This is a genomic window from Shouchella rhizosphaerae, from assembly GCF_900142675.1.
Classification (GTDB): domain Bacteria; phylum Bacillota; class Bacilli; order Bacillales; family Bacillaceae_D; genus Shouchella; species Shouchella rhizosphaerae.
The window spans coordinates 485603-511703 of the sequence record NZ_FRBS01000003.1 but is presented as its reverse complement, the minus strand read 5'-3'; the positions used below and the strand labels follow the sequence as shown (position 1 = coordinate 511703).

24 protein-coding genes and 1 riboswitch are annotated in these 26101 nt (G+C 46.8%); of the genes, 23 read left to right on the top strand and 1 reads right to left on the bottom strand.

Annotation, left to right across the window (positions count from 1 at the left end):
- Positions 1–14 precede the first annotated feature (14 nt).
- The 3 genes from BUC05_RS11625 to BUC05_RS11615 all read left to right on the top strand — a co-directional run bounded on the left by BUC05_RS11625 (position 15) and on the right by BUC05_RS11615 (position 4263).
- A complete protein-coding gene (locus BUC05_RS11625; RefSeq protein WP_035202775.1) occupies positions 15–1388 on the top strand; it encodes a murein hydrolase activator EnvC family protein in 1374 nt (457 codons plus the stop codon).
- 148 nt (positions 1389–1536) lie between these two features.
- The gene (locus tag BUC05_RS11620; RefSeq protein WP_035202773.1) at positions 1537–2991 is read left to right on the top strand and encodes a S41 family peptidase; all 1455 of its coding nucleotides are present in this window, start codon (positions 1537–1539) and stop codon (positions 2989–2991) included.
- Positions 2992–3090: 99 nt separating this feature from the next.
- Positions 3091–4263, top strand: coding sequence for a PDZ domain-containing protein (locus tag BUC05_RS11615; RefSeq protein ID WP_035202771.1), 1173 nt, complete (start codon positions 3091–3093; stop codon positions 4261–4263).
- Positions 4264–4445: 182 nt separating this feature from the next.
- Here the strand turns inward: BUC05_RS11615 and BUC05_RS11610 are convergent, their stop codons facing one another.
- A complete protein-coding gene (locus tag BUC05_RS11610) occupies positions 4446–5414 on the bottom strand; it encodes a DMT family transporter (protein ID WP_035202769.1) in 969 nt (322 codons plus the stop codon).
- 117 nt (positions 5415–5531) lie between these two features.
- Positions 5532–5665: riboswitch (FMN riboswitch) on the bottom strand.
- Between the two features lie 422 nt (positions 5666–6087).
- On the opposite strand from BUC05_RS11610, the gene uvrB reads away from it, so the two are divergent.
- The 20 genes from uvrB to BUC05_RS11505 all read left to right on the top strand — a co-directional run bounded on the left by uvrB (position 6088) and on the right by BUC05_RS11505 (position 25928).
- Positions 6088–8070 carry an excinuclease ABC subunit UvrB gene (uvrB, locus tag BUC05_RS11605; protein WP_011247901.1) on the top strand — a complete coding sequence of 661 codons (1983 nt, stop codon included), beginning with the start codon at positions 6088–6090 and terminating at the stop codon, positions 8068–8070.
- A 9-nt stretch (positions 8071–8079) separates the two neighbouring features.
- Positions 8080–10953, top strand: coding sequence for an excinuclease ABC subunit UvrA (gene uvrA, locus BUC05_RS11600; protein WP_035202768.1), 2874 nt, complete (start codon positions 8080–8082; stop codon positions 10951–10953).
- A 67-nt stretch (positions 10954–11020) separates the two neighbouring features.
- Positions 11021–12085 (top strand): DUF4097 family beta strand repeat-containing protein, encoded by a 1065-nt coding sequence (locus BUC05_RS11595; RefSeq protein WP_035202767.1) that lies wholly within the window; start codon positions 11021–11023, stop codon positions 12083–12085.
- Between the two features lie 226 nt (positions 12086–12311).
- Positions 12312–12656, top strand: a complete 345-nt coding sequence (locus BUC05_RS11585) for a phage holin family protein (protein WP_011247898.1) — start codon at positions 12312–12314, stop codon at positions 12654–12656.
- Positions 12657–12949: 293 nt separating this feature from the next.
- Complete coding sequence (gene hprK, locus BUC05_RS11580) at positions 12950–13882, top strand: HPr(Ser) kinase/phosphatase (RefSeq protein ID WP_035202764.1); 933 nt, start codon at positions 12950–12952, stop codon at positions 13880–13882.
- 20 nt (positions 13883–13902) lie between these two features.
- Positions 13903–14736: a prolipoprotein diacylglyceryl transferase gene (lgt, locus tag BUC05_RS11575; protein WP_011247896.1), complete on the top strand. Its 834-nt coding sequence runs from the start codon at positions 13903–13905 to the stop codon at positions 14734–14736.
- Positions 14737–14751: 15 nt separating this feature from the next.
- Positions 14752–15705 (top strand): nucleoside recognition domain-containing protein, encoded by a 954-nt coding sequence (locus tag BUC05_RS11570; protein ID WP_011247895.1) that lies wholly within the window; start codon positions 14752–14754, stop codon positions 15703–15705.
- Complete coding sequence (gene ppaX / locus BUC05_RS11565; protein WP_035202763.1) at positions 15695–16336, top strand: pyrophosphatase PpaX; 642 nt, start codon at positions 15695–15697, stop codon at positions 16334–16336. Before BUC05_RS11570 ends, ppaX begins: the two co-directional genes overlap by 11 nt.
- Positions 16333–16812: an acyltransferase gene (locus BUC05_RS11560; protein ID WP_011247893.1), complete on the top strand. Its 480-nt coding sequence runs from the start codon at positions 16333–16335 to the stop codon at positions 16810–16812. The genes ppaX and BUC05_RS11560 overlap by 4 nt, the downstream gene beginning before the upstream one ends.
- Before the next feature lie 145 nt (positions 16813–16957).
- The gene (locus tag BUC05_RS11555; protein ID WP_035202761.1) at positions 16958–18139 is read left to right on the top strand and encodes an ATP phosphoribosyltransferase regulatory subunit; all 1182 of its coding nucleotides are present in this window, start codon (positions 16958–16960) and stop codon (positions 18137–18139) included.
- Positions 18136–18777, top strand: coding sequence for an ATP phosphoribosyltransferase (gene hisG, locus BUC05_RS11550; protein WP_011247891.1), 642 nt, complete (start codon positions 18136–18138; stop codon positions 18775–18777). Before BUC05_RS11555 ends, hisG begins: the two co-directional genes overlap by 4 nt.
- On the top strand, positions 18764–20041 hold the full coding sequence (hisD, locus tag BUC05_RS11545) for a histidinol dehydrogenase (protein ID WP_011247890.1): 1278 nt from the start codon (positions 18764–18766) through the stop codon (positions 20039–20041). The genes hisG and hisD overlap by 14 nt, the downstream gene beginning before the upstream one ends.
- On the top strand, positions 20041–20628 hold the full coding sequence (gene hisB / locus BUC05_RS11540; protein WP_011247889.1) for an imidazoleglycerol-phosphate dehydratase HisB: 588 nt from the start codon (positions 20041–20043) through the stop codon (positions 20626–20628). Before hisD ends, hisB begins: the two co-directional genes overlap by 1 nt.
- On the top strand, positions 20628–21251 hold the full coding sequence (hisH, locus tag BUC05_RS11535) for an imidazole glycerol phosphate synthase subunit HisH (RefSeq protein ID WP_011247888.1): 624 nt from the start codon (positions 20628–20630) through the stop codon (positions 21249–21251). The genes hisB and hisH overlap by 1 nt, the downstream gene beginning before the upstream one ends.
- 1 nt (position 21252) lies before the next feature.
- A complete protein-coding gene (hisA, locus tag BUC05_RS11530) occupies positions 21253–21975 on the top strand; it encodes a 1-(5-phosphoribosyl)-5-[(5-phosphoribosylamino)methylideneamino]imidazole-4-carboxamide isomerase (RefSeq protein WP_011247887.1) in 723 nt (240 codons plus the stop codon).
- Complete coding sequence (hisF, locus tag BUC05_RS11525; RefSeq protein ID WP_011247886.1) at positions 21975–22733, top strand: imidazole glycerol phosphate synthase subunit HisF; 759 nt, start codon at positions 21975–21977, stop codon at positions 22731–22733. The genes hisA and hisF overlap by 1 nt, the downstream gene beginning before the upstream one ends.
- A complete protein-coding gene (gene hisIE, locus BUC05_RS11520) occupies positions 22730–23350 on the top strand; it encodes a bifunctional phosphoribosyl-AMP cyclohydrolase/phosphoribosyl-ATP diphosphatase HisIE (protein WP_011247885.1) in 621 nt (206 codons plus the stop codon). The genes hisF and hisIE overlap by 4 nt, the downstream gene beginning before the upstream one ends.
- Before the next feature lie 97 nt (positions 23351–23447).
- Positions 23448–24200: a GNAT family N-acetyltransferase gene (locus BUC05_RS11515; RefSeq protein ID WP_011247884.1), complete on the top strand. Its 753-nt coding sequence runs from the start codon at positions 23448–23450 to the stop codon at positions 24198–24200.
- Between the two features lie 98 nt (positions 24201–24298).
- Positions 24299–24484 carry an EamA family transporter gene (locus BUC05_RS11510; protein ID WP_011247883.1) on the top strand — a complete coding sequence of 62 codons (186 nt, stop codon included), beginning with the start codon at positions 24299–24301 and terminating at the stop codon, positions 24482–24484.
- A gap of 190 nt (positions 24485–24674) precedes the next feature.
- Positions 24675–25928 (top strand): CYP152 family fatty-acid peroxygenase CypC, encoded by a 1254-nt coding sequence (locus BUC05_RS11505; protein WP_073304743.1) that lies wholly within the window; start codon positions 24675–24677, stop codon positions 25926–25928.
- The last annotated feature ends 173 nt before the right edge of the window (positions 25929–26101 follow it).

Below are 26101 nucleotides of genomic sequence, written 5' to 3'. Positions count from 1 at the left end.
TAGGGGGAAAAACGGTGAAAAAACGAATGGTCACTACAACTGCTGCTTTAACCATTGCTGGCGCTTTGCTAGGCAGTAGTTTTCAGCCAGCTTTTGCAGAACCCGATATAAAGAAACAGTTGGATGACGTGCAAGAACAACAAAAAGAAAACGTTGAAAAAGCCGAAAAAACGGAGTCCGATCTAACGAAATTAGACAGCGAATTAAAAGATCTCCAAGCAGAATTGGATGAATTGAAGCAGGAAGAAGAAACAACACAACAAAACTTAGACGAAACAGAAGCGGAATTGGCAGAAATAGAAGCGGATATCGAGTCATTAGAGGAAGAAATTGCGGTTATGGAAGAACGAATAGCTGAGAGACGGGGGCTTTTGGAAGAACGGGCCGTTGCTGCCTATGAATCTGGTGGCGAAGTCAGTTATTTAGAAGTTTTACTTGGTGCGAAAAGTTTTGGCGATTTTATTGAACGGGTTTCAGCTATTTCTACAATTGCCAAACATGACCAGGAAATGCTTGATGAATACATAGCTGATGAAAAAGAACTACAAGCGAAAAAAGAGGAAGTAGAAGAAAAACAGGCTGATGTCGAAGCGCAAAAGGCAGAACTCGAAGCGTTAAAAGAAGATCTTGTTGAGCAAACGGAAGAAATAGACGAGTTGCAAGCGGAGTTAAAAGAAAAGGAAGAAGAACTACAAGCGCAGTTAGGCGACATCATGTCTGAGGAAGAATCCTTGCAAAAGCAAGAAGAAGCGCTGGAAGCTGAGTTAAAAGCGTGGGAAGAAGAACAGGAACGCCTAAAAGAAGAAGAGGAACGTAAAGCCCGTGAGGCCGAAGAACAAGCTGCTAAGGAACAGGAGGCGGCAAAGGCGAAGGAAACGGAGGAATCCAGCGAAATAGCCCAAGCTGCTGAAAAGCCGCAAGCAGGCGACGATAACAACAACGAGAAGAGCAACCAAGAACAAGAGGCTGTTCCTTCTGTAGAAAGTTCAGGCGCGTTTGTACGGCCGGCAACAGGATCGATTACATCGAATTACGGCCAACGCTGGGGAAGAATGCACTGGGGCATCGATATTGGTAAGAACGGCAGAGCGGGCGATGTGCCAATCGTCTCTGTGTTAGATGGAACGGTTGCTTCTACAGAATACCGCAGTGACTTTGGCAACTGGGTTGTCGTTACCCACCAAATCGACGGAAAACAACTGACAACAGTGTATGCCCATCTTGAACGGATTGATGTCAGCCCTGGTGACCGTGTTAAAGCAGGCCAGCAGCTGGGACTAATGGGCAATACGGGCAGGTCGACAGGGCCACACTTGCACTTCGAAGTCCATGAAGGGCCATTTAACTGGGACCGTTCAAATGCAGTCGATCCGATGAAATATATGTAAATACTCGAGCGCCTTGGCAAGTACAGGGCGCTTTTTTTGTGAATGCAAAATCGCTTTTTGACAGAAGCTTGCCGACAAATTAGAATGGAAAGAGAAACGAAACAGAAAGCAAGGCAATTCGTTTTATAAGTGGGAGTGGTGAGCAATTTTGAAAACAAAGCATCTCGTGTGGACAGTAGCTGTGCTGGCAGCCGTGCTGGTCGGAGGGTTTTTCTTTATAGGTGGTATGAACACTGGCTCTCCTAATCCGATTCAGCCAAACAATGGAAATGAATCGGTTGTGGAATTAAGCGATGACGAATTAATGGATAAATTTGAGCGAGCACTCGCCACGATTGAGTCGGAGTACGTGACAGAGACGGATCGCCAACAATTAATTGAAGGTGCCATCAATGGGATGGTAGAAACGTTAAATGACCCATTTTCTGACTATATGGATGTAAGTTCGGCAACAGATTTTCAACAGTCGCTCAGCTCTCATTTTGAAGGAATTGGAGCGGAAGTCGGCATGATCGACGGAAATGTTTCGATTATTAGCCCGATGCGCGAGTCTCCAGCTGAAAAAGCAGGACTTTTGCCAAATGATGCCATTATTGCCATTGACGGCGAGTCGATTGAAGGCTGGTCTGTTAATGAAGCTGTGGCGAACATTCGCGGCGAGGGCGGTACAACCGTTACGTTGACAATTGCACGTAATGGAGTGAAGGAGCCTTTTGATGTTAAAATCGAACGGGATACGATTGAAGTCGAATCTGTTCGCGCAGATACGTTTGAGCAAGACGGGAAGAAAATTGGCAGGCTGGAAATCACCTCTTTTTCAGAGGACGTAGGCACCCAATTTGAAGAGCAGTTGCAGACGTTAGAAGAAGACGGAATCGACGGTTTGGTCATTGATGTCCGCGGCAATCCTGGCGGGTATTTAGAAGGAGCGACCAAAATTGGTGACGCGATTATTCCAGAAGGCAAACCGGTAGTGCAAATTGAACATGGCAACGGCGAAATTGATAGTTATTTGTCAAAAATGAAAGGCAAAAAACCTTATCCTGTTGTCGGCTTGATTAATGAAAGCAGTGCTTCAGCTTCTGAAATTCTCGCAGCTGCGTTAAAAGAGTCAGGCGACTATGATTTAGTAGGCGAGACGACATTTGGGAAAGGGACTGTACAAAAATCAATCCCAATGGATGACGGCAGCGCCTTGAAAATTACGACAGACCGGTGGTTGACGGCAGGCGGCAACACGATTGATCAAGAGGGAGTCGAGCCGACCGTTAAACAACGGCAACCTGACTATTTTTATGCTGTCGCGCTTACAGTAGAAGAAACGTTTGTCAAAGACCAAGTGTCAGACCAAATTGGCAATGCCCAAAAGATGCTGACTGGCTTAGGCTTCGATGTTGGCCGGGATGACGGCTATTTTGACGAGAAAACTGAAGAAGCGATCATTGCTTTTCAACAATCCCATGATTTACAAGCAAACGGCGAATTGAATGAAGAAACGGCAGGAAAACTTCAAGAAGACATTTTGTCCCATATTCGTGACACTGCTAACGATGAGCAGCTGAAACGGGCGGTTGAATTGGCTGCTGAGCAAGCGTCCCAATAGGCAGGAAACAGCCGGAAGTTTGTCGAAACGTAAGGATAGCTGCCTTTCTAGGGGCGGTTATCCTTTTTTGAATCTGTAGGAAAAGCTGGAGGATATAAAATGATAGAAACTACTTTGACAGCCATTAGTAGCTTTTTGCTGCACCCGCTTTTTTACATAGGCATTGCTGCTTTTGCCTTTATCGGCGCTGTTCGCGTTGCAAAAGAAAGAGCTTCTTTTCATACACGGGTTTACGCCAAACGTGCTGATTTTGTCCTCAGCCTCTTGCCTGGCTTGCTTGCCGGCCTGATCGCAAGCTTCGTGCTTATTGGTTATGGCTTAACACTGACCACTCCAGTTTTGCTGCTTGTTGCAGCGGCAAGCTTGCTATTACTACTAACGGGGCGGATGCAGCTACAGTCGCCTGCTTACTACATCCCTTTAGCAGCAGTTGCGCTTGCTTTGCTGCCAAGCCTCACATTACCAACATGGCTAGACGGCGAACTTGAGTCTCAAATTTTGTACCCAAGCCTATTTTTGTTTGCAGCTGTTACCCTTCTCGCCCAAGCATTTCTAGTTCGCTTTAATGGGGCAGCATTGACCTCCCCGCGCTTGGAAATCGGCAAAAGAGGGCGCTTTGTCGGTGTGCATATCGCAAACCGCCTTTGGCTTCTCCCTCTCGTTGTGTTTATACCAGAGGGAATGCTTCCTGCCTTTTCCTATTGGCCGCTTATCCACATCGAGGGCATGACGTTTCAACCGCTGTTGATCCCTGTCCTTGTCGGTTTTGGCAAGAAAATCGGTTCATTGCCAAAAGACACCGTTGCTACTGAAGCCAAGGCCATTTATCCTCTCGCAGTACTTGCGTTTGTAGGCGCTGCAGCTCTCTATTTCTTACCGGAGTATTGGTTTTTGTGCTTGTGGTCCGCTTTGTTGGCGGGACTAAAACTGGCGCTTGATATCCGTTCTGCCATTGCCGAAAAAAACAAGCCAGCTTTTTTCACGGAAGAAGAAAAAGGTTGCCGTGTCGTCGGTGTTCTTCCTGGCAGCCCGGCGGAAAAAATGGGCATTGCCATTGGGGAAGAAATTACGAAAGTAAATGGCCAACCTGTCCATAATGAACAAACGATGTATCAAGCATTGCAAATCAATCCTGTATACTGCAAGCTAGAAGTAAAAGACTTAGCAGGGGAAGCACGGTTTGTACATGGACCTCTTTACAGCGGCGAGCATTACCAGTTAGGGGCGTTGCTCGTGCGCCAGGAAGAACAGCTAGCAGACTCCATTGTGTAGCGTAGCGGTCAATCAGTCATAAGAAACGCTAATTAGGCGAGGGAAGATGGGGAATGTAATGTTCATACGTATAGGGCTGCGACAAAAAACGCGTATGGGGGCGTTTGTCTACAGTCTGAAACCCGCTCCGAAGGAGGAGCGGGTTTTTTTATGGTAGCAGCATGAAAGGAACAGGTAGCCCTTTATGCGGAAGCAGCCCGTTTTTCTAAAGGCGGCAATACTTCTTTGGCATCCTGTTGCTTGGAAATCTGATAAAGAACAATCCAGATTAGCGCAAAGCCAAGCGCTTGAGGAAACGTAACGGTTTCTTGCATCGTCACCCAGGAGACAAGCAATCCTGCCATTGGGAAACTAAGCTCGGCAATCGTAGCCACAGAAGCTTTAATTGCCTGCAAGCCCCGGTAATAAAGTAGCATTGAGACCAAGCCTGGCAAAAGCGCTGAAGCTAGTAAGTTTATGCTAATAAAGAAGAGAGCTGCAGCCGAAGCTGGCTCGTTCCAGGCATCTGGCGAAGTTAAAACAAGGACGCTAAGCAAGGGCAAAGCCAAGAGAAAGCGGAGCGCCGTCACTGTTTCATAGCGGCATTTTCGTAAAAGCAAACGTCCCATAACGGTGGAGCCGCCCCATAAGGCTGCTGCGCCAATGGCGAACAGGCTGCCAAGTTGAAAAACATCGCCAAACCCGCTGATTGGCAAGGAAAAGCCAAATGTAAGTAAATAAGTACCAACAAGTGCGATTGGCACGAGATACCCAAAATGTTTTGGCCATGATTCTTTTAAAACAAAACGGGCAAGCACAATCGCGAAAATCGGCTGGAGCTTTTGCAAGAGCAACACCGAATTGATTTGTCCCATTCCGTGTGTCGCTGCGTAAGTGAGCCCCTGTGTGAATAACAACGTAGCAATAGCTGAGCCGCCCCACGATATGAAAAGCAAGGCGCCAATGTCGACTAACGACAAATGAGCCAAGTCGCTTCTATATGTCCAAATAAGAGGAACGGCGATAAAAGCCAAAATAATATGTTCGATAAAGACAATCTGCAAAGACGTCATTGTTTCAAGGAGAAGGAGGCGGAAAAGAGGGTTAATGCCCCAGAAAGCCGCTCCTATTACAATGAACCAAAATGTTTTTTGCGTGTGCGGTTGTTGCATGTGATGTCAAAACCCTTTCGTTTGAATCGGCCCTCCTAAAAATCAAAACAGCCCTGAATGTGCACGTTCATTCAGGGCCTCTCAAATAAGCATGGGCGCGTCTTGCCATGCTTATCCGTTGATCTTCTCCCATCCGGACTTTAACCGTCGGCTTTGGAATTCCACCAAATCAGTCCCCTTTTTGATAAACGAAAAGGAGAGTCGCGGGCTTTTACCGCCGGCCAGGAGTTTCACCTGCCCCGAAGATACCTATTCATTATTTTTAGCATGTTAATCTTACCGTAATTGTCGGCATTCGTCCAGCGTCAGGAATCCAATTCAATTGGAAATTATTTTTAGTACGTATGTTCGTCAAGTTTGTAGGTATTTGCATCAGGTTATGCTATAATGAAAAGCGAACACTTGTTTATAAAGAACGACAAAGGCGGGCCACGTCTTAAAACCGCACGTGCTAAGATCCAAACAAGCCCATGCTTGACGGCAAACGTTTCGGCTATCGACCCGCCTAATATTGTTGGATAAAAATGGCTTTAGGATTGAGTGACAAATAAGCTTCATCCCTCGCATGTTTGGTTGTCTGCAAGTGAGGGAAGTTTTTGTATTAATAAATAAAGGAGGAAGGTAGCACTTTCGTGAAAAGGGCGAAGCCGATTCATGAAAGTACCAAGTGATTATGGACCAAACGTTTCAGCTTGTATCAGATTATTCTCCTCAAGGGGACCAGCCAAAAGCAATTGAGCAAATTGTGACAGGCATTCAAAACGGCAAAAAGCACCAAACATTGCTTGGCGCTACCGGAACGGGTAAGACGTTTACGATGTCAAACGTGATCCAAGCCGTTAATAAGCCGACGCTTGTGATGGCTCATAATAAAACGCTTGCCGGGCAATTGTATAGCGAATTTAAACAGTTGTTTCCCAATAACGCAGTTGAGTATTTTGTCAGTTATTATGATTATTACCAACCAGAGGCTTACGTCCCGTCTTCAGACACGTTTATTGAAAAAGATGCAAGTATAAACGACGAGATTGATAAGCTTAGGCATTCGGCGACAAGTTCCTTGTTTGAACGGAGAGATGTCATCATTATCGCCAGCGTGTCTTGTATTTACGGTTTAGGTTCACCAGAAGAATACCGAGACTTAGTGTTGTCCATTCGCACAGGCATGGAAATGGACCGGAACAGCCTGTTGCGGAAATTGGTTGACATCCAATATGACCGCAACGACATAAATTTTGTTCGTGGTACATTCAGAGTCCGCGGCGATGTCGTCGAAATTTTTCCTGCTTCACGGGATGAACAGTGCATGCGTGTTGAATTTTTTGGCGACGAGATAGAGAGAATCACAGAAGTGGATGCCCTCACTGGAGAAATAAAAGGCGAGCGTCACCATGTCTCTATCTTTCCGGCTTCCCACTTTGTGACCCGTGAAGAAAAAATGAAAAAAGCAATTGCCAATATTGAAGTGGAATTAGAAGAAAGGCTTTCCGTTTTGCGCAAGGAAGAGAAGCTGTTGGAAGCGCAGCGTTTAGAGCAGCGCACCCGTTATGATTTAGAAATGATGGCGGAAATGGGCTTTTGTTCAGGGATTGAAAACTATTCTCGCCATTTGACGCTTCGGGAAGCGGGAGCAACTCCGTATACATTGTTGGACTTTTTTCCGAAGGACTTTTTGCTTATTGTCGATGAGTCTCACGTTACCCTTCCCCAAGTGCGAGGCATGTACAACGGCGATAGAGCCCGGAAAGAAATTCTTGTCAATCATGGGTTCCGTTTGCCCTCAGCCCTTGATAACAGGCCGTTAAAATTCGAAGAGTTTGAAGAGAAAGTTGGCCAGGCCGTCTATGTATCAGCCACTCCAGGACCGTACGAACTGGAACACACGCCTGAAATGGTCGAACAGATTATCCGCCCAACTGGTTTGCTAGATCCTGTAGTAGAAGTCCGCCCGATTGAAGGGCAAATCGATGACTTAATCGGTCAAATCCATGACCAAATCGCCAAGGACGAGCGTGTGTTAGTAACAACGCTTACGAAAAAGATGGCGGAAGACTTAACTGATTATCTAAAGGAAATCGGTATTAAAGTCCGTTATCTCCACTCGGAAGTCAAAACGCTAGAACGGCTAGAAATTATTCGCCAACTGCGCCTTGGGACATTTGATGTTCTTATCGGCATAAACTTGTTGCGGGAAGGCATTGACATTCCAGAAGTGTCGCTTGTGGCGATTCTTGATGCCGATAAAGAAGGATTTTTACGAGCAGAACGTTCGTTGATTCAAACGATTGGCCGGGCTGCACGAAATGCGAATGGCCGTGTCATTATGTATGCCGATAAAATGACCCACTCAATGGAAGTGGCGATTAACGAAACGAAACGGCGCCGTCAAATCCAGCAGGCATACAATGAACAGCATGGCATTACACCGCAAACGATTCAAAAACGGATACCAGAAGTCGTGCAAGCAACGTATGCAGCGGAAGAGACCGGCGATTACAAAGCTTCCTCGACATCATCGAAAAAACTAGGCAAAAAAGAACGCCAGGCAACGATTGAGCGTGTAGAAGCGGAAATGAAACAGGCCGCTAAAGAGTTGAATTTTGAACGAGCCGCTGAATTGCGCGATGTGTTGTTAGAATTAAAAGCGGAAGGATGACACGAATAAATGGCACATGAACAGATTGTCGTTAAAGGGGCACGATCCAACAACTTAAAAAACATGGATGTGACGATTCCGAGGGATAAGCTTGTCGTGTTAACAGGCCTCTCTGGTTCTGGCAAGTCATCGCTTGCATTTGATACCATTTACGCAGAAGGGCAGCGGCGTTATGTGGAGTCGCTGTCCGCTTACGCTCGTCAGTTTCTTGGACAAATGGATAAACCGGATGTTGACTCGATCGAAGGGCTGTCTCCGGCGATTTCGATCGATCAAAAGACAACAAGTCGCAACCCTCGTTCTACAGTTGGAACGGTAACAGAGATCCACGACTACTTGCGGCTATTGTATGCCCGAATTGGTCGGCCCGTCTGCCCACGTCATGGCATTGAAATTTCCTCGCAGACGATTGAGCAAATGGTGGATCGCCTCCTTGAGTATCCAGAGCGTACTAAAATGCAAATTCTTGCGCCACTTGTATCAGGGCGTAAAGGCACGCACGTAAAGACGCTTGAACAGATTAAAAGAGACGGGTATGTCCGTATCCGCGTCGATGGAGAAATGCGGGAAGCATCCGAAGAAATCGAGCTAGATAAAAACAAAAAGCATACGATCGAAGTAGTCATTGACCGGATTGTGATAAAAGAGGGCGTCCAAGCGCGAATTGCAGACTCCCTGGAAACCGCTTTGACGCTTGCTGGCGGCAGAGTGCTCGTTGACGTCATCGGCGAAGAGGAGTTGTTGTTCAGTCAGCAGCACGCATGCCCTGAGTGCGGTTTTTCCATTCCTGAACTTGAGCCACGCTTGTTTTCATTTAATAGCCCGTTCGGCGCTTGCCCATCGTGTGATGGACTTGGTTCAAAGCAGGAAGTGGACAGTGAGCTTGTCGTGCCAGACCCAAACCGGTCATTGCGTGAACATGCCCTCGCTCCGTGGGAACCGACAAGTTCCAATTATTATCCACAGTTATTGCAAGCAGTGTGCGACCACTTTGGTATTGATATGGACGTGCCGTTTGAAAAGCTGCCAGCAACGCAGCAACAAATTTTGTTAGAGGGAAGCGGAAAGGAGAAAATCTTTTTCCGCTATGAAAACGACTTTGGCCGCGTTCATGAACATACAATTGTATTTGAAGGGGTGCTCGCCAATGTAGCCCGACGCTATCGAGAAACAAGTTCTGATTACATTCGCGAACAAATGGAAATGTACATGTCGCAGAAAAAATGCCCAACGTGCAAAGGTTATAGGCTAAAAAAGGAAGCACTTGCTGTTTTTGTCGGCGGCAAACATCTAGGCGAAGTGAGCCAAATGACATGCACCGATGCGATCCAATTTGTTAAGTCGCTTGACTTGACTGAAAAAGAACGCGCCATTGCTCGTTTGATTATAAAAGAAATCGAAGACCGTCTAGGCTTTTTAGTCAATGTCGGACTCGATTACTTAACCCTTTCCCGAGCGGCGGGGACACTGTCTGGAGGAGAAGCGCAGCGTATTCGGCTCGCTACGCAAATCGGGTCATCGCTTATGGGTGTGCTTTACATTCTTGATGAACCTTCCATTGGCCTCCATCAGCGTGACAATGACCGTTTAATCGAGACATTGAAACATATGCGTGACCTTGGCAACACGCTTATCGTAGTTGAACACGATGAGGACACGATGCTGGCCGCTGACCACATTATTGACATCGGTCCAGGAGCAGGGATGCATGGTGGATATATTACTGCGCAAGGAACGCCAAAAGAACTAACAGAAAATCCCCATTCGTTGACAGGGAAGTATTTGTCAGGGGAAAAATTTATCCCTGTTCCCCGTGAAAGACGTCCTCTTACTGATCGCTCGTTTACAGTAAAAAAGGCGTCAGCCAATAACTTAAAAAACATTGATGTCACGTTCCCACTTGGCGTGTTTATCGCTGTTACAGGTGTTTCTGGCTCTGGGAAAAGCACGCTCGTCAACGAAATTGTTCACAAAGCGCTGGCGCAGCGGATTCACCGCGCCAAAGCGAAGCCAGGACCACATAAAGAAATCATTGGCATTGATGAAATGGATAAAGTGATTGACATTGACCAATCGCCGATCGGGCGGACTCCACGTTCCAACCCGGCAACATACACTAGCATGTTTGACGATATACGGGATGTGTTCGCGATGACGAATGAAGCGAAAGTCCGCGGTTATAAAAAAGGACGTTTCAGCTTCAATGTCAAAGGGGGGCGGTGCGAAGCCTGTAAGGGTGACGGGATCATCAAAATCGAAATGCACTTTTTGCCTGACGTCTACGTTCCTTGTGAAGTATGCCACGGAAAACGTTATAACCGCGAAACACTTGAAGTGACATATAAAGGCAAAACGATTGCCGATGTATTGGAAATGACGATCGAAGAAGGCGCTGAATTTTTTGCCAGCATTCCAAAGATTAACCGCAAAATCCAGACGCTCATTGATGTTGGTCTCGGTTATTTAAAAATGGGGCAACCGGCGACGACGCTTTCAGGTGGGGAAGCGCAACGGGTGAAGTTGGCCTCCCAGTTGCACAAACGCTCAACAGGACGAACTCTTTATATTCTCGATGAACCGACGACTGGTCTCCATGTTGATGATATTGCCCGGTTGTTAAAAGTGCTTCAACGCCTTGTCGACAATGGCGACACTGTCTTGGTTATTGAGCATAACTTAGATGTCATTAAAACGGCTGACCATATCATTGACCTTGGGCCAGAAGGAGGCAAAAACGGCGGCACAATCGTGGCTGAAGGAACGCCAGAGCATGTAGCCGAAACCAGTGCCTCCTATACAGGGGCCTATTTAAAACCTATTCTAGCTCGTGATAAAGCTAGACAAGAAGCGTTGTTTGCCGGGGCAGAGCAAAAAAGTTCATAAAAGCTGAAACATCTTGCCTAGCTGCTCCGTAATACAGTAATAGAAAGCCGATAAAGGAGCGATTGCCATGGAAGAACGTATGATGATCTTGAAAATGATTGAAGATGGGAAGGTTACAGCAGAAGAAGGGTTGCGTTTGCTTGAGGCGATCGGCAAGGACGAAGCCGATTCAGCAAAACAGGATTCTCATCAAAGCGGGCGTAACAAAGACACGCGGGAAGAGTCGCCTCTTTCAAAGTTGAGTGGTTTTTTTGAAACAGCGATTCAAAAAGTGAAAGAGGGCGACTTGGACTTTAATTTTGGAACACTGACAGAAATTGACCACGTCTTCCAACAGCAAAACATTTCGCCTCGTTCTTTGAAAGTATCATTAGAAAACGGATCAGTCGACGTCGTTCCATGGGATAAACAAGATGTGCGCTTGGAGTGCCAAGTGAAAGTGTATCGTGTACGTGATACTGAGCAAGCAAAAGAGTTTTTCCTTAAAGAATCTGTATTCTCGGCTACAGATGAAACGTTGTTGTTTGAAACAAAGACGAAATCGATGAAAGTGGTGGCAACATTGTATGTGCCCCAATCCTCATACGGACGTATTAAGCTTTATACATTTAATGGCGCTTTAAAAGGGGAAGACCTAAAGGCGGATACATTTGAAGCCAACACAACAAACGGTTCGATTAAAACAACAAATATCGAATCGAAAAAAGCGAGCATGGAGACGGTCAATGGCAGCATATCTTGCGAGCAAAGCCAATTGCAACTTCTTGATGCTAAAACATTGAATGGTTCGGTTAAAGTATCCGGATCGATCCAAGACGCAGACGTAGAAACAGTCAATGGCTCGATCACTTATGAGATGGAAGCGTCAACCGATGCAGGCTATGTTGATTTAAAAACAACAACAGGAAGTGTGAAATTGCTTGTTTCCCCTGCTGTGCGCATTGAAGCCAAGCTAAAGTCAAATGTTGGCTCAATCAATAACCGTTTGGCTGATGTAGAAATTCTCGATGAGAAAAAAGAATTTGCGCAGCGCTACATGCAGTTGACTGGCAACCAGGCGCAAGAAAAGCGTGTCAAAGTCCATGCTGTCGCGAATACTGGCAGCATTACTGTACAAGATAAAGACAGTTAAAGGGAATGCCAACGAAAGGAATGGGAAGCATGAAGCGCCTTACAAAGTCTCAAGATAAACAGCTACTTGCAGGCGTCTGTGCCAGGAATGCCGACTATGTGACTATCGACCCGTTCCATTGTGCGGCTTATTACGGTCACTTTAGCAATCCCAACATCGTTTTTTCCAATCGTGCTTGTCTATATAGTGGCGATGTTGCTTATGCCGATAAAGGAGCGTGTTTAATATGAGATGGCTTCTCGGTTTAGTCTTAAACGCTCTCGTGTTATGGATGCTCTCACAACTGTTTTCTGGCTTTTACTTGTCTAGCTTTTTCGCTGCACTAGTAGCAGCGTTTCTCCTGAACATTTTAAATTGGACAGTCAAGCCGATTTTAACAGTATTAACGTTGCCGATCACGATTTTGACGCTAGGGCTGTTCTTGTTTGTCATTAGTGCAATAACGCTCATGCTGACATCGATCATGATGGGCAGCGCTTTTGAAATCAGCGGCTTCGGCACGGCATTGCTTGCAGCCGTTATCATTGCCCTGTTCCAAACATTTCTCATCAACCCCATTAAAAACAACTAACAGGCCGCATTCGCGGCCTGTTGAGGTTATCGACTTTGTCGATAAGCGCACTCAGACTGATAGAAAACGCTTGCCAGACGAGGAGTGCAGGCGAGGGAAGATGCGAATAGAACGGGGGTTCATGAGCATATGACCGAGGCAAACGACGACGTATGCGAGCGTTTGTCTACAGTCTGAACAGGCCGCATTCGCGGCCTGTTTTTTATAACCTTTTTTAGGCGTCTGGCGCAAATCATGCTACAATAGCTCTAGCACGATTCGCTCTTGTAAGTGGACAAATGAGGTGAAAGAAAATGGCAAAAGTCACAGCAAATGATTTGTTAGAGAAATTTCAATTTGAACTTTTAGCTGGCGAAGAAGGAATTTACCGGCCCATAACAACAAGCGACATTTCCAGGCCAGGAATTGAAATGGCTGGCTTTTTTACATATTATCCAGCCCGTCGCCTCCAGCTCATTGGGCGGACGGAGCTTTCTTTTTTGAAGTCGCTCTCCGACCAAGAAAAGGAAGAACGGATGACCAAATTGTGTACGTATGACACACCAGGCATTATTCTTTCACGTGGTCTGGAAGCGCCTGAACAACTTATTGCCGCTGCCGATAAACGTGGCGTGCCTGTTTTGCGTTCGACATTAACAACAACGCAACTTAGTAGTCGAGTCACCAATTTCTTGGAAAGCGAATTAGCGCCTGTGACTGCTGTCCATGGCGTGCTTGTTGACATTTATGGCATTGGCGTTTTGATTACAGGCGGAAGCGGCGTCGGCAAAAGCGAGACTGCACTTGATTTGGTTCGCCGCGGCCATCGCCTTGTCGCTGATGATTCTGTTGAAATCCGCCAGCAAAATGAGGACACGTTAGTCGGGTATCCACCGCCGCTTTTGCAACATTTGCTAGAAATCCGCGGGCTTGGCATCATTAATGTCATGACGTTATTTGGGGCAGGGGCGGTTCGTCCGTTTAAACGGATTAGCCTTTGTATGAATTTAGAGCTTTGGGACCAAACCAAAGCGTATGACCGTCTTGGACTCGAAGAAGACAAAATGAAAATTTTTGATACGGAAATTACCAAAATGACCGTCCCTGTTCGTCCAGGGCGAAATTTAGCTGTTATTATTGAGGTAGCTGCGATGAATTTCCGCCTGAAACGATTAGGCTTTAATGCAGCACAAGAATTTTCGGAACGTTTAACCCAAGTGATTGAACAAGGGGAAAATGAATTTTAAAGACAGGGGAGACGAACGGAATGGAAGAACAAATTGAACCGATTGACCGCGTTTTTGTCCAGCTTGGGCCCATCGCGATTTATTGGTATGCCGTCCTCATTCTGCTTGGAGTCGCCGTCGGTTATTTTATGGCGCGGCGCGAGTCGGTTAAGCGAGGACTGCCGCAGGAGACGTTTGCTGATTTGCTAGTCTGGGCGTTGCCGATTTCCATTCTATCGGCTCGAGCTTACTACGTTATTTTTCGGTGGGAGCAGTTTGCTGATAATCCAATTAGTGTTTTTTATTTGCGTGAAGGCGGAATAGCGATTCATGGCGCTTTAATTGGAGCGGTTGTCACAGCGATTGTGTTTGCCAAAAAACGTGGGTTGTCGTTTTGGAAACTCGCCGATGTGGCGGCGCCTAGCATTTTGATTGGCCAAGCGATTGGCCGCTGGGGCAATTTTGTCAATCAAGAAGTATACGGGGCGGAAGTCACAAGGGAATTTCTTGAGGGGATGTTTTTGCCTGATTGGATTATTAATCAAATGTATATTAATGGGACGTACTATCAACCGACATTTTTGTACGAATCGCTTTGGAACGTGCTAGGAGTAGTCGTGCTATTGCTCCTTCGCAAAGCAAACTTGCGCCAAGGCGAACTATTCTTATCGTATGTAATTTGGTATTCGGTTGGACGTTTTGTGATCGAAGGCATGCGGTTAGACTATTTATTAATTGGCGATTCCCTTCGCACAGCGCAGCTTTTATCGATCATTTTGGTCGTGGCAGCAATTGCCCTTTGGGTATACCGGCGCCTTTGGGTAAAACCGCCGCGGTACTTGAATCCAGACGCAGCTACAAAACAGAGAAAATAGAGAGGGAAGATACGGATGGGAATGGTGAAACGAGGCTTGTTGTCCGGCCTGTCAACAACATGGACGCTCGGGAAAATTATTTTTCCGGTTACGCTCATTGTTACTTTGCTAGGCTATACGCCTCTACTCGATTGGCTCGCTAAGCTGATCGCCCCTTTAATGGGCTTGATTGGTTTGCCTGGAGAAGCGGCAATTCCTTTAGTTATTGGCAATGTACTTAATTTATACGCAGGCATCGGCGCGATTTTGACATTTGACTTTACTGTAAAAGAAGTATTTATTTTAGCGATTATGCTTTCTTTTTCACACAATCTTATTATCGAATCTGCGGTTGCGACAAAGGTAGGCGTCCGCGTATCGGTTATTGTGGCAGTGCGGATTTTTCTAGCTGTGGCCGCAGCCTTTATCATCAATCTTGTCTGGAGTGGCGGGAGCGAACAAGCGGTCTATGGGCTGGCTTCAGCCCAAGGGCCTCAAGCAACTGGGGTTATGGGAATGGTAGCCGATGGTTTATGGACTGCCTTTTTAGGTGTTGTTCAATTAGCGGCCATTGTCATTCCCCTTATGCTTGTTGTCCAAATCATGCGTGAGCGCAACTGGCTTGCCGTTATTTCGAAAAGTTTAGCGCCGCTGACGCGATTGATTGGTGTCGGGGAAAACACTGCTGTTACACTCGCTTCTGGATTAACCATTGGCTTAGCCTACGGGGCTGGCGTGATGATCGATGCCGTCAAAGAAGACCGTGTAAAAAAGAAAGATTTGTATGTGGTGTTTATTTTTCTCGTTGCTTGCCATGCGGTTGTCGAGGATACGCTGGTGTTTCTCGTCCTTGGCATTCAAGTGTGGCCATTGCTTGTTATACGCCTTTTGACAGCACTGCTGTTAACAATGGTGATTTCCCGTCTCTGGACACAGCTTGAGAAGAGGAAACAAGGGAACTTCGGAAAGGATGCTGTTTATGACCATTAATACGTTGCTATTTGATTTGGATGGGACATTGATAGATACAAATGAATTGATTATCCAATCTTTTCTCCATACATTGGAACCAGATTTTCCAGGTGTCTATACCCGGGAAACGGTGTTGCCATTTATCGGTCCACCGCTTGTAGACAGCTTTTCACGCATTGATGCTTCCCGTGCCGAAAAATGGGTTCGCACATACCGTGATTTTAACCATCAACAACATGATGCGCTTGTAAAGGAATACCCAGGTGTTAAAACAGGCATCCAAACACTGCATAAACAAGGTTACAAGCTAGCGGTCGTGACGACTAAAATCAGGGAAACCGCGCAAATGGGCTTAGAGTTGATGGGGCTTTCCCCGTACTTTGATGTAATCGTCGCCTTGGACGATGTAAAACATGCAAAACCGCATCCCGAGCCATTATTGGAAGCTCTTAGGCAACTTGATTCAAAACCTGAAGAAGCGATCATGGTTGGTGACAATTCACACGACGTATTGGCAGGAAAAGCAGCAGGTACGAAAACGGTTGCGGTTGGCTGGGCATTAAAAGGCGCTGAGCATTTGCGCACATTTGCGCCAGATTACATACCAGCAACGATGGAAGAGCTGGTTGAAATCGTGAATCGCCTGTGAGCAGGAAGACAGAACGTTTCCCGGTAAGCGGGTCGAACTCATTGTGGCAGCTTTACCGAACCGTTTCCTTTTGGAAAGTCGCAAAAACGTTTGCCGTTGCCCAAATAGCGCGCTTCACCCCATCGCTGCGAATGAAAAACTGGCTTTACCGTGTGTTTTTGAAGATGGAAATTGGCAGCCAGACAGCAATCGCTTTAATGGTCATGGTCGATGTCATGTTTCCTGAGAGAATAAAAATAGGAGCCAACTCCATTATTGGCTACAATACGACGATTTTGGCTCATGAATATTTGATTGAAGAGTATCGACTCGGCCATGTGGTGATTGGCGACAGGGTGATGGTTGGCGCCAATTGTACGATTCTTCCAGGCGTGACGATTGGCGATGGCGCCATTGTAGGCGCGGGGACCGTTGTCCATAAAGATGTGCCTCCAGGAGCGTTTGTCGCTGGAAATCCAATGAAACAAATAAGGTAACTCCACGTACAATAGCGTTAGCTATTGTACGTTTTTTTGTAAATGGGCCAGTTGACTTTTCGTTAGGGCAATTGTAAACTAGAAAAAACTTTACTTCATTAGTGATTTAGCAAACTAAAGTAAAGGGCAGTTAGGAGCGAACGTTGTGTCTGAGCCTTTTATGTTTGAAAAACCTTTAGGCATGCGCGATGTGCTGCCGAATTTGCATTCAATGCAACGAAAATTAGGCGATCGTGTATTGCAAGAGTTTCGGTTATGGGGATACGAGCAAGTACAAACGCCGACGCTTGAATATTATGAAACAGTCGGGAAAGCGTCTGCTATTTCAGATAAGCAGTTATTCAAGTTAATTGATTTTCATGGAAATACGCTCGTTTTGCGCCCTGATATGACGGCGCCAATTGCTCGGCTCGTTTCCTCAAGTATGAAAGACATCCCTTATCCACTTAGGTTATCGTACTGTTCAAGCCTTTATCGAGCTTTGCAAACGGAAGGCGGGCGTCCTGCCGAATTTGCACAAGTCGGCGTTGAGCTTGTTGGTGATCATACCGCCAGTGCTGACGGGGAAATGTTGCTGTTGTTGAACAGAGCTCTTATTCAAGCAGGTCTTGACCATTTTCAAGTTGCCGTCGGCCATATCGGTTTCTTAAATGCGTTATTTTTAGAAATTGTTGGCACTGAAGAACGGGCTGAGCTGTTGCGGAGGCAACTCTATGAAAAGAACGATGTTGGTTTCAAAGAGCAAGTAAAGGCATTTGGGCTATCATCGATTGATGAAAAGAAGCTGTTAAAACTAAGCCGGTTGCGCGGCAATGAAGCGATTCTTGCTGAAGCGGAGCAGCTAACCGAATCAGCAGAAGGCAAACAGGCTGTGGCGGAGCTGCGAGACCTTTGGCAAGGCTTGAAAGAGGGAGGGCTTACCCGTTATATGAAACTTGACTTAAGCCTTGTCCTCCATATGAGCTATTATACAGGTTGCATTTTTGAAGTTTACCATGACCGCCTCCCCCGTCCCCTTGGCGGTGGCGGACGCTATGACCATTTGCTTGCCAAATTCGGCCGTCCTGGTCCTGCGACTGGCTTCGGGTTGCGTTTGGATCTGCTTGCGGAAGCAGTAGGCAAACTAGAAGTGCAGCCGAAAAAGCGTTGCTTGCTTTATAGCAGGGAACGGCGCCAAGAAGCCTATCGAAAAGCGACTGCGCTTCGGGAGAAGGGGATGCAAGTCGTCTTACAAGATGTGGCAGGCGTTGACGACATCGATAAAATGTCCGCTAGTTATGAAGAAATTGTTTACTTAATCGGCAAAACAGAGGAGGGCAAGCGATGACACTGACAATGGCGATGCCGAAGGGGCGGATTTTTGAGGAGGCTGTTCAGCTGCTCCGTTCGGCTGGCTATAATTTGCCAAGTTCGTTTGAGCAATCGCGCAAGCTCATTATCGATGTGCCGAATGAATCGCTCCGTTTTATCTTAGCGAAGCCGATGGATGTTCCTACTTATGTGGAACACGGTGTTGCTGACGTCGGTGTTGCTGGCAAGGATGTCATGTTGGAGGAAAAGCGTGATGTCCATGAAGTGCTCGACTTGAACATTAGCGCTTGTCATTTGGCGGTGGCGGCGCTGCCGACGTACCAACGAGGCGAATTAAATCCAAAAGTAGCGTCAAAATACCCAAACGTGGCATCGCAGTTTTTTAAAGAACAAGGGGAGCAAGTTGAGATTATTAAATTGAATGGCTCAATCGAGTTAGCGCCGATCATGGGACTTGCCGGCAGAATTGTCGACATCGTGTCAACGGGGCAAACGCTGAAAGAAAATGGCCTAGTCGAATTGGAGCAAATTAGAAAAATCACGTCGCGCTTTATTGTCAATCCTGCTAGTTACCGGATGCGCGCCGGTGAAATTCATGATATGGTTGAGCGTTTGGCGACTGTTATAGAGGGGGATGGCAGTGAAGATCATTGAGCTAAAAGAAGGAGAGGCGGTTTCCTTAAAGCGCAGCGGGCTCCATGGAAGCGAAGCCGAAATCGCCACTGTGAACACGATCATTGAAACGGTAAAAAAGGAAGGCGATCAAGCGTTAGTCGATTACACGCAACAATTTGATGGAGTGGAATTAACAGACTTGTGTGTTACGAAGGCAGAATTGGACAATGCTTACCGCCACATTGATCAACCCGTTTTGGCAGCGATTCGCCAAGCAATTGCCAATGTCCGTGCTTTTCACGAACAACAAAAAGCGAAGTCGTGGTTTCAAACAGCCCCTGACGGCACGATTTTAGGGCAGCGCGTCACACCCCTCGATGCAGTAGGCGTTTATGTACCTGGAGGAAAAGCGGCTTACCCGTCTTCGATCATTATGAATGTTGTACCTGCTCAAGTCGCAGGTGTAAAGGACATTTCAATGGTTTCCCCATCTGGCAAAAACGGTACCCTTCCGCCAGCTGTCCTCGCAACAGCGGCTGAACTTGGCGTCCATACGATTTATAAACTTGGCGGAGCGCAAGCAGTGGCCGCTTTGGCGTATGGCACGGAAACGGTGCGCCCAGTTGATAAAATTACAGGGCCAGGCAACAAATATGTGGCCCTTGCCAAAAGAGCTGTTTTTGGCGATGTGGCCATTGATATGATTGCTGGGCCAAGTGAAATTTGCGTGTTAGCCGATGAAAAAGCGAACCCTGCCTATGTGGCAGCAGACCTTCTTTCCCAAGCGGAACACGATGAGGATGCGACAGCCGTGTTAGTCACTCCTTCTCGGAAACTGGCCGAAGCGGTCCAACAAGAAACAGCACGGCAACTGGCTACTCTTCCGAGAAAAGAGATAGCAGGGCGAGCATTAGAACAGTTTGGCGCTTTGTATGTGACTGCCTCGCTGGCACAAGCCATTGAAGTCGTTAACCAATTGGCTCCTGAGCATTTGGAAATTGCCACAGAAGAGCCGCTAGCATTGCTTGGTCGCGTCAAACATGCGGGAGCGATTTTTCTTGGTTCGTACAGTGCCGAACCAGTCGGCGATTATTTTGCTGGCCCAAACCATGTACTACCGACAAACGGAACAGCCCGCTTTGCCAGCCCGCTATCAGTAGATGATTTCGTCAAAAAATCAAGCATTATTTCCTACAGCAAAACGGCGCTAGCTGAGAATGGAAAAGCGATTACGGAATTGGCCCGGCTAGAAGGGCTTGAAGCGCATGCACGCGCGATAGACATTCGATTGGAGGACATGTGATGGCTCGTAGCTATGAATTAACAAGGACGACAGGAGAAACGGACATTTCGTTGCGGCTCAACCTCGACGGCGAAGGAAAAGCAGATATCGAAACAGGCGTACCTTTTATGGAGCATATGCTCGATTTGTTTGCCAAGCATGGCCAATTTGATTTGTTTGTCAAGGCTAGTGGCGATATTGAAGTCGATGCTCATCATACGACTGAAGATCTTGGCATTTGCATCGGTCAAGCTGTAAAAGAAGCACTTGGAACGAAGGAGGGCATTAAACGTTATGGAAACGCGTTTGTGCCGATGGATGAGACGCTTGCCCAAGTGGTTGTCGATTTGAGCAACAGGCCCCATTTGGAATTTAGGGCTGACTTTCCGAGCCAGAAGGTCGGCACATTTGATACCGAACTTGTCCATGAATTTTTTTGGAAATTGGCGTTAGAAGCGCGCATGAATCTCCATATTATTGTCCACTACGGACACAATACACACCATATCATTGAAGCGATTTTTAAAGCGTGCGCACGTGCTTTGGATGAAGCAACGGCAATTGATCCACGAATTAAAGGGATATTATCAACGAAGGGGCTGCTTTAATGATTGGCATCATTGACTACGGGATGGGCAATCTCCATTCGGTCTCTAAAGCGCTTGAAAGGTTAGCGATCCCCTATTTTATTAGCAGCGACGGGGAAGAATTGGCAAAAGCCAAGGCGTTGATCCTCCCTGGTGTCGGCGCTTTTCCTGATGCAATGAATATTCTTACACAAACAAACGTCCAGCCTTTTTTAGACAACTGGGTAGCGGAAAACAAACCATTACTCGGCATTTGCCTGGGGATGCAACTCCTGTTTGAATCAAGCAACGAACATCAACCAACAGCAGGCCTTGGTTACTTGCCTGGACGCGTCGAACGTTTTTCTGGAACGACGGCAGAGGGGCACGCCTACAAAGTACCGCATATGGGATGGAATAAGCTTGAATTCCATAGGCCCACACCACTGACAGAAGGTGTTCCTGACGGCTACGTGTATTTTGTCCATTCTTATGTCGTCCGTACAGAAACGGACATCGTCGTTGCAAGCAGTGATTATTACCAAAGTGTCCCTGCTATTGTGCAAAAAGGGCAAGTGTATGGCATGCAGTTTCATCCCGAAAAAAGCAGCACTGTCGGCATGGCACTGCTGAAACGCTTTGGCCAACTAGTGGAGGGAAATTGAGATGAGCTATACGATCTATCCGGCAATTGATATCCGTGCTGGAAAATGCGTGCGCCTCGAACAAGGCGATTATAACAAAGAGACAATATATGGAGAATCGCCTTATAAAATGGCGAAATCATTTCAAGACGCAGGCGCGAAGTGGGTACATGTCGTTGATCTAGACGGGGCAAAAGCCAAAAGGCCTGTGAACGATGAAGCGATTTTGACGATCGCCCAAAAGTTAGACGTCCCCGTTCAGGTTGGGGGAGGAATTCGCACCGAACAAGATATCGACCGCTATATAAACGGAGGCGTCGCCCGTGTCGTCCTTGGCAGTGTCGCCGTTTACCAGCCTGATTTTACGAAACAAATGCTTGCCAAGTATGGAGAACAAATGGCGATCGGGATTGATGCTCGTGATGGATATGTAGCTACAGAAGGATGGCTTGAAACGTCACACGTCAAAGCGGAAGACCTTGCTGCTGAAATGGCCCGCTTTGGCGCCAAAACGTTCATTTTTACCGATATTGCCCGCGACGGCATGCTCACAGGACCGAATATCGAAGCGTGCGTTGCTCTTTCCAAGGCAGCGAATGCCAATGTGATTGCCTCTGGAGGGGTAAGCAGCATTGCCGATTTGGCACAATTGCGAGCTGCTTCTCTTGCTGGTGCTATTGTCGGCAAAGCGCTGTACACGAAGCGGTTCACTTTAGAGGAAGCGTTGGCGGAAGGAGAGCTGTAATGCTAGCAAAACGAATTATTCCATGCCTAGACGTGAAAGAAGGCCGCGTTGTGAAAGGGACGCAATTCCTCTCCTTGCGCGATGCTGGCGATCCAGTCGAACTCGCTGCTTTTTACGACAAAGAAGGCGCAGACGAGCTTGTGTTTCTTGATATTTCTGCTTCCCATGAAGGGCGGGAAACAATGGTTGACGTGGTCCGCGAAGTCGCTGCAACGCTGGCAATTCCTTTTACCGTTGGCGGAGGCATTAACACGCTCGCTGACATTCGCCGCATTTTGCGTGCCGGCGCAGACAAAGTGTCCATTAACACAGCCGCTCTGCTTCGCCCGGCATTTATTCGCGAAGGCGCTGATTATTTTGGCTCACAATGCATCGTTGTTGCGATTGACGCAAAATTTGATCAGGCGCTTGGCACGTGGCGCGTGTATACACATGGTGGCCGCAAACAGACGAACTGGTTAGCAACCGATTGGGCCAAGGAGGCTGTCCGCTTAGGGGCCGGCGAACTACTCGTAACTAGCATGGATCAAGATGGAGCGAAGACAGGGTTTGATTTGCCATTATTAAAAGCGATCAATGAAGTAGCGACAGTGCCCGTAATTGCCTCTGGTGGAGCTGGAGCGGCAAACGATTTTGTTGACGTGTTCAAATACAATTACGCAGATGCAGCCCTCGCGGCATCGATTTTCCATTACAAAGAAACGTCGATTCAAGAAGTAAAAGCCCGTTTACGGGAAGAAGGTGAGTGCATCCGATGAAACCAATCCGCTTTGATAAAGACGGGCTCGTCCCAGCAATCGTCCAAGATGCAAATAGCAAAACGGTGCTAACGCTTGCTTATATGAATGAAGAATCGCTGCAAAAAACAATGGAAACGAAAGAAACATGGTTTTACAGCCGATCACGCCAACAGCTTTGGCATAAAGGCGAAACATCAGGCAATACACAACATGTTGTTGACGTCCGCTATGACTGTGACCAAGACGCTGTACTTGTACTTGTGGAACCGAAAGGGCCTGCTTGCCATACAGGGGCATATAGTTGTTTTTCACAGTCGCTAACTGGCAGTACTAGCAAGGTGGAAGGCGATCGCTTTCAAATTTTAAACGACCTTGAAGAAACGATTGCAAAGCGGGAGGCAGAAATGCCAGAAGGGGCGTATACAACCTATTTGTTTACAGAAGGTGTCGATAAAATCTTGAAAAAAGTCGGCGAAGAGGCAGGAGAAGTAATCATTGCCGCGAAAAACCGCGACCCCGAAGAGCTGCGTTGGGAAGTAGCAGACTTGTTTTACCACGTCCTCGTTCTCTTACAGGAACAAAAGCTTCCTTTGGATAAAGTACTGGAAACGTTGAAAGCGCGCCACCAATCATAAGAGCATGTAAAAAAACAGCAACCTAAGTAACCAGGTTGCTGTTTTTTAGAGGAAACTTTAACCTTTATAAGAAGGAAAGCAAAAAGGGGGAAGACAAATGTCTGACATAGCGCTCATTCGAAAAATAGAAGCGTTATCCATGAATGCACAGCCTGCCCTGAAGACAGTGCAGCAGGACGGATGGATTTTGCGCTTTGCCAATGGTTATACAAAAAGAGCGAACTCGATTAACCCGCTCTATCCTTCCTGTGAGGAGCTTGATAGGAAAATAGAGGCTTGTGAACAAATGTACCGTAAGCAACATTTGCCCGCCGTTTATAAACTGACAGCGGCTGCTTTTCCAGGCGAGTTGGATCGTTCTCTTCATGCAAAGGGGTATGATTATGTAGGGGAGACGAGTGTGCAAATCTTGTCTTTATCACAAATCGGCGAAAAGCCAGAAGCTTATGTTGAGATTTGCCCCAGACAAGACCGAAAATGGTTTGATCATTATTGTCGTTGGAATCATGTTTGCGAAGCAGACCAGCAGACATTAAAACAAATGTTTGACAACATTGCCACCGAGACGTGCTACATGCTTATAACGGACAAAGACGGGATCCCTTGTGCTTGCGGGTTAGGCGTTCTTGAGGACGAGTACATCGGGTTATTTGATATTGTGACAAAGAAGAAGGAACAAAAACAAGGATATGGGACGCAGCTGATCCAACATTTGCTTCATTGGGGAAAAGAAAATGGGGCAGCCTTTGCTTACTTGCAAGTGGTTCGTGAAAATAAGCCAGCCCTCGCACTCTATACGAAGCTTGGCTTTGAAGAAATGTATACATACTGGTACCGAGTCAAAAGCTGAGAATAGCGATGTTTTAATAGATTAAACTGGGATTGTTGGCTTTATTCAGTAAAAGCTGGCTAGCGTCCACTCTTAATCAATGAAATCCTTAAGTTTCGGTGAATACCCTTTCTCCGAAAGAAACGAGTCTGCTTGGAAGTGCCGAACCATTAGCTGCGGTAGTGACGATGGTCATTTGGCTCCGTGAACCGTTCGGTGTTTTTCAATGGGGAGGGCTCGCTTGTATTCTTGCTATGATTTTTATAATGGCATCGCAAAAAGAGGATGTGGAGGCCCAGGCATAGAGAGGTTCTCATAGCTCAAAGCACTCCCTATTGGCTGCGCACGAAAGCGGAAACAGTTCTCACGGAACGCGAATGCCTTTTACGTTTTAAACGGAAGGAGAACGGCTACACTGGTGGTAGAGCATAAGTTAGCAGGCGAATGTGCTTGCTAGATCGTTAACGAACCTACGTATGAAAGGAGAAGGTAACAGTGGCCAGTGAAAAGGAAATCCCAAAAGAAGCAGGGATAGATAACAGTGTAGCCGTACTCCGAGAAGGGTATTTATATGGCACAAACCGAGCCCAAGCATTTCAATCGGATCTTTTTAAAACACGCTTGCTAGGGCAAGAAGCGATTTGTATACGTGGGGAGGAAGCAGCCGAACTGTTTTATGATAATGAAAAATTTAAGCGAGCAGGCGCGGCCCCAAAACGGGTTTTAAAAACGCTATTTGGCAAAGGCGGCGTTCAAGCGCTTGATGGGGAAGCACACCATCATCGAAAAGCGATGTTTATGTCGCTCATGTCGAAAGAAACGCTAAAAGACATTCGCGCTATTGCTTCAAAACAATGGGAACGAGCCGCTCAAAGATGGCAGAACCAATCAAAAGTTGTTTTGTATGAAGAAGCACAAGAAGTAATGTGCCGGACTGCGTTCGAGTGGGCTGGGATTCCCGTTGAGGAAGACGAAGTGAAAGACAAAGCGGAGTGGTTCCGCGCCATGATTGAAGCACCAGCGGCGATCGGGCCAGCCCATTGGAAAGGGCGGCGCAGCCGGGGCAAAGCCGAAAGTTGGGTGAAAGAGCTTGTAGAGGATGTCCGTACGGGCAAGCGACAAGCAGCAGAAGGAAAAACATTGCATACGATGTCGTTCCACCGCGAATTAAATGGCGAATGGATGGACGCGCAAACAGCAGCTGTTGAAATCATCAATATCCTCCGGCCCATTGTGGCCATTTCCATCTACATTTGCTTCACGGCACTCGCTGTCCATCAACACCCGCAAGAACGGGAAAAGCTCGGATCAGACGAAGAAAAATTACAGCATTTTGTCCAAGAAGTCAGGCGCTTCTATCCATTTTTCCCTTTTGTGCCTGCGCGGCCAATTAAGGATTTTACGTGGAATGGCTACCCATTTAAGAAAGGCACATTAGTGCTTCTCGATTTATACGGGACCAATCATCATCCAAAGCTTTGGGACAATCCCGAACAGTTTCGGCCAGATCGCTTTGCGACATGGAACAAAAGCCCGTTTGCCTTTATTCCTCAAGGTGGAGGCGACCGCAATGTCGGCCATCGTTGCGCAGGCGAATGGATCACAATCGAGATTATGAAAGAAAGTTTGGATTTTCTTGTCAATCGAATCGATTATACTGTGCCTGAACAAGATTTACGTTTCCAATTTAACGAAATGCCAGCTTTGCCCCATAGCCATTTTGTGATGACGAATGTCCGCTTTCAATAAACGTGTGCCTCTTTAATCGCGGATTAAAGAGGCACACTTTTTTATCTGTCAGCCCCATTATTTGCGAGCTTTATAATGATGGAAGCAGTCGCGCTTTAACATTATGCTTAAAAAGAAAGGCGAAAGCGGGACGCAGCCTCCGATTTTTCAAGCAACGGATAGGAAATGGGCAC

Bases quoted from the DNA above. Each gene is read 5' to 3' on its own strand.
- BUC05_RS11615 (WP_035202771.1), top strand. From the start codon at position 3,091: ATGATAGAAACTACTTTGACAGCCATTAGTAGCTTTTTGCTGCACCCG.
- BUC05_RS11610 (WP_035202769.1), bottom strand. From the start codon at position 5,414: ATGCAACAACCGCACACGCAAAAAACATTTTGGTTCATTGTAATAGGA.
- uvrB (WP_011247901.1), top strand. From the start codon at position 6,088: ATGGACCAAACGTTTCAGCTTGTATCAGATTATTCTCCTCAAGGGGAC.
- uvrA (WP_035202768.1), top strand. From the start codon at position 8,080: ATGGCACATGAACAGATTGTCGTTAAAGGGGCACGATCCAACAACTTA.
- BUC05_RS11595 (WP_035202767.1), top strand. From the start codon at position 11,021: ATGGAAGAACGTATGATGATCTTGAAAATGATTGAAGATGGGAAGGTT.
- BUC05_RS11585 (WP_011247898.1), top strand. From the start codon at position 12,312: ATGAGATGGCTTCTCGGTTTAGTCTTAAACGCTCTCGTGTTATGGATG.
- hprK (WP_035202764.1), top strand. From the start codon at position 12,950: ATGGCAAAAGTCACAGCAAATGATTTGTTAGAGAAATTTCAATTTGAA.
- lgt (WP_011247896.1), top strand. From the start codon at position 13,903: ATGGAAGAACAAATTGAACCGATTGACCGCGTTTTTGTCCAGCTTGGG.
- BUC05_RS11570 (WP_011247895.1), top strand. From the start codon at position 14,752: ATGGGAATGGTGAAACGAGGCTTGTTGTCCGGCCTGTCAACAACATGG.
- ppaX (WP_035202763.1), top strand. From the start codon at position 15,695: ATGACCATTAATACGTTGCTATTTGATTTGGATGGGACATTGATAGAT.
- hisG (WP_011247891.1), top strand. From the start codon at position 18,136: ATGACACTGACAATGGCGATGCCGAAGGGGCGGATTTTTGAGGAGGCT.
- hisB (WP_011247889.1), top strand. From the start codon at position 20,041: ATGGCTCGTAGCTATGAATTAACAAGGACGACAGGAGAAACGGACATT.
- hisH (WP_011247888.1), top strand. From the start codon at position 20,628: ATGATTGGCATCATTGACTACGGGATGGGCAATCTCCATTCGGTCTCT.
- hisA (WP_011247887.1), top strand. From the start codon at position 21,253: ATGAGCTATACGATCTATCCGGCAATTGATATCCGTGCTGGAAAATGC.
- hisF (WP_011247886.1), top strand. From the start codon at position 21,975: ATGCTAGCAAAACGAATTATTCCATGCCTAGACGTGAAAGAAGGCCGC.
- hisIE (WP_011247885.1), top strand. From the start codon at position 22,730: ATGAAACCAATCCGCTTTGATAAAGACGGGCTCGTCCCAGCAATCGTC.
- BUC05_RS11515 (WP_011247884.1), top strand. From the start codon at position 23,448: ATGTCTGACATAGCGCTCATTCGAAAAATAGAAGCGTTATCCATGAAT.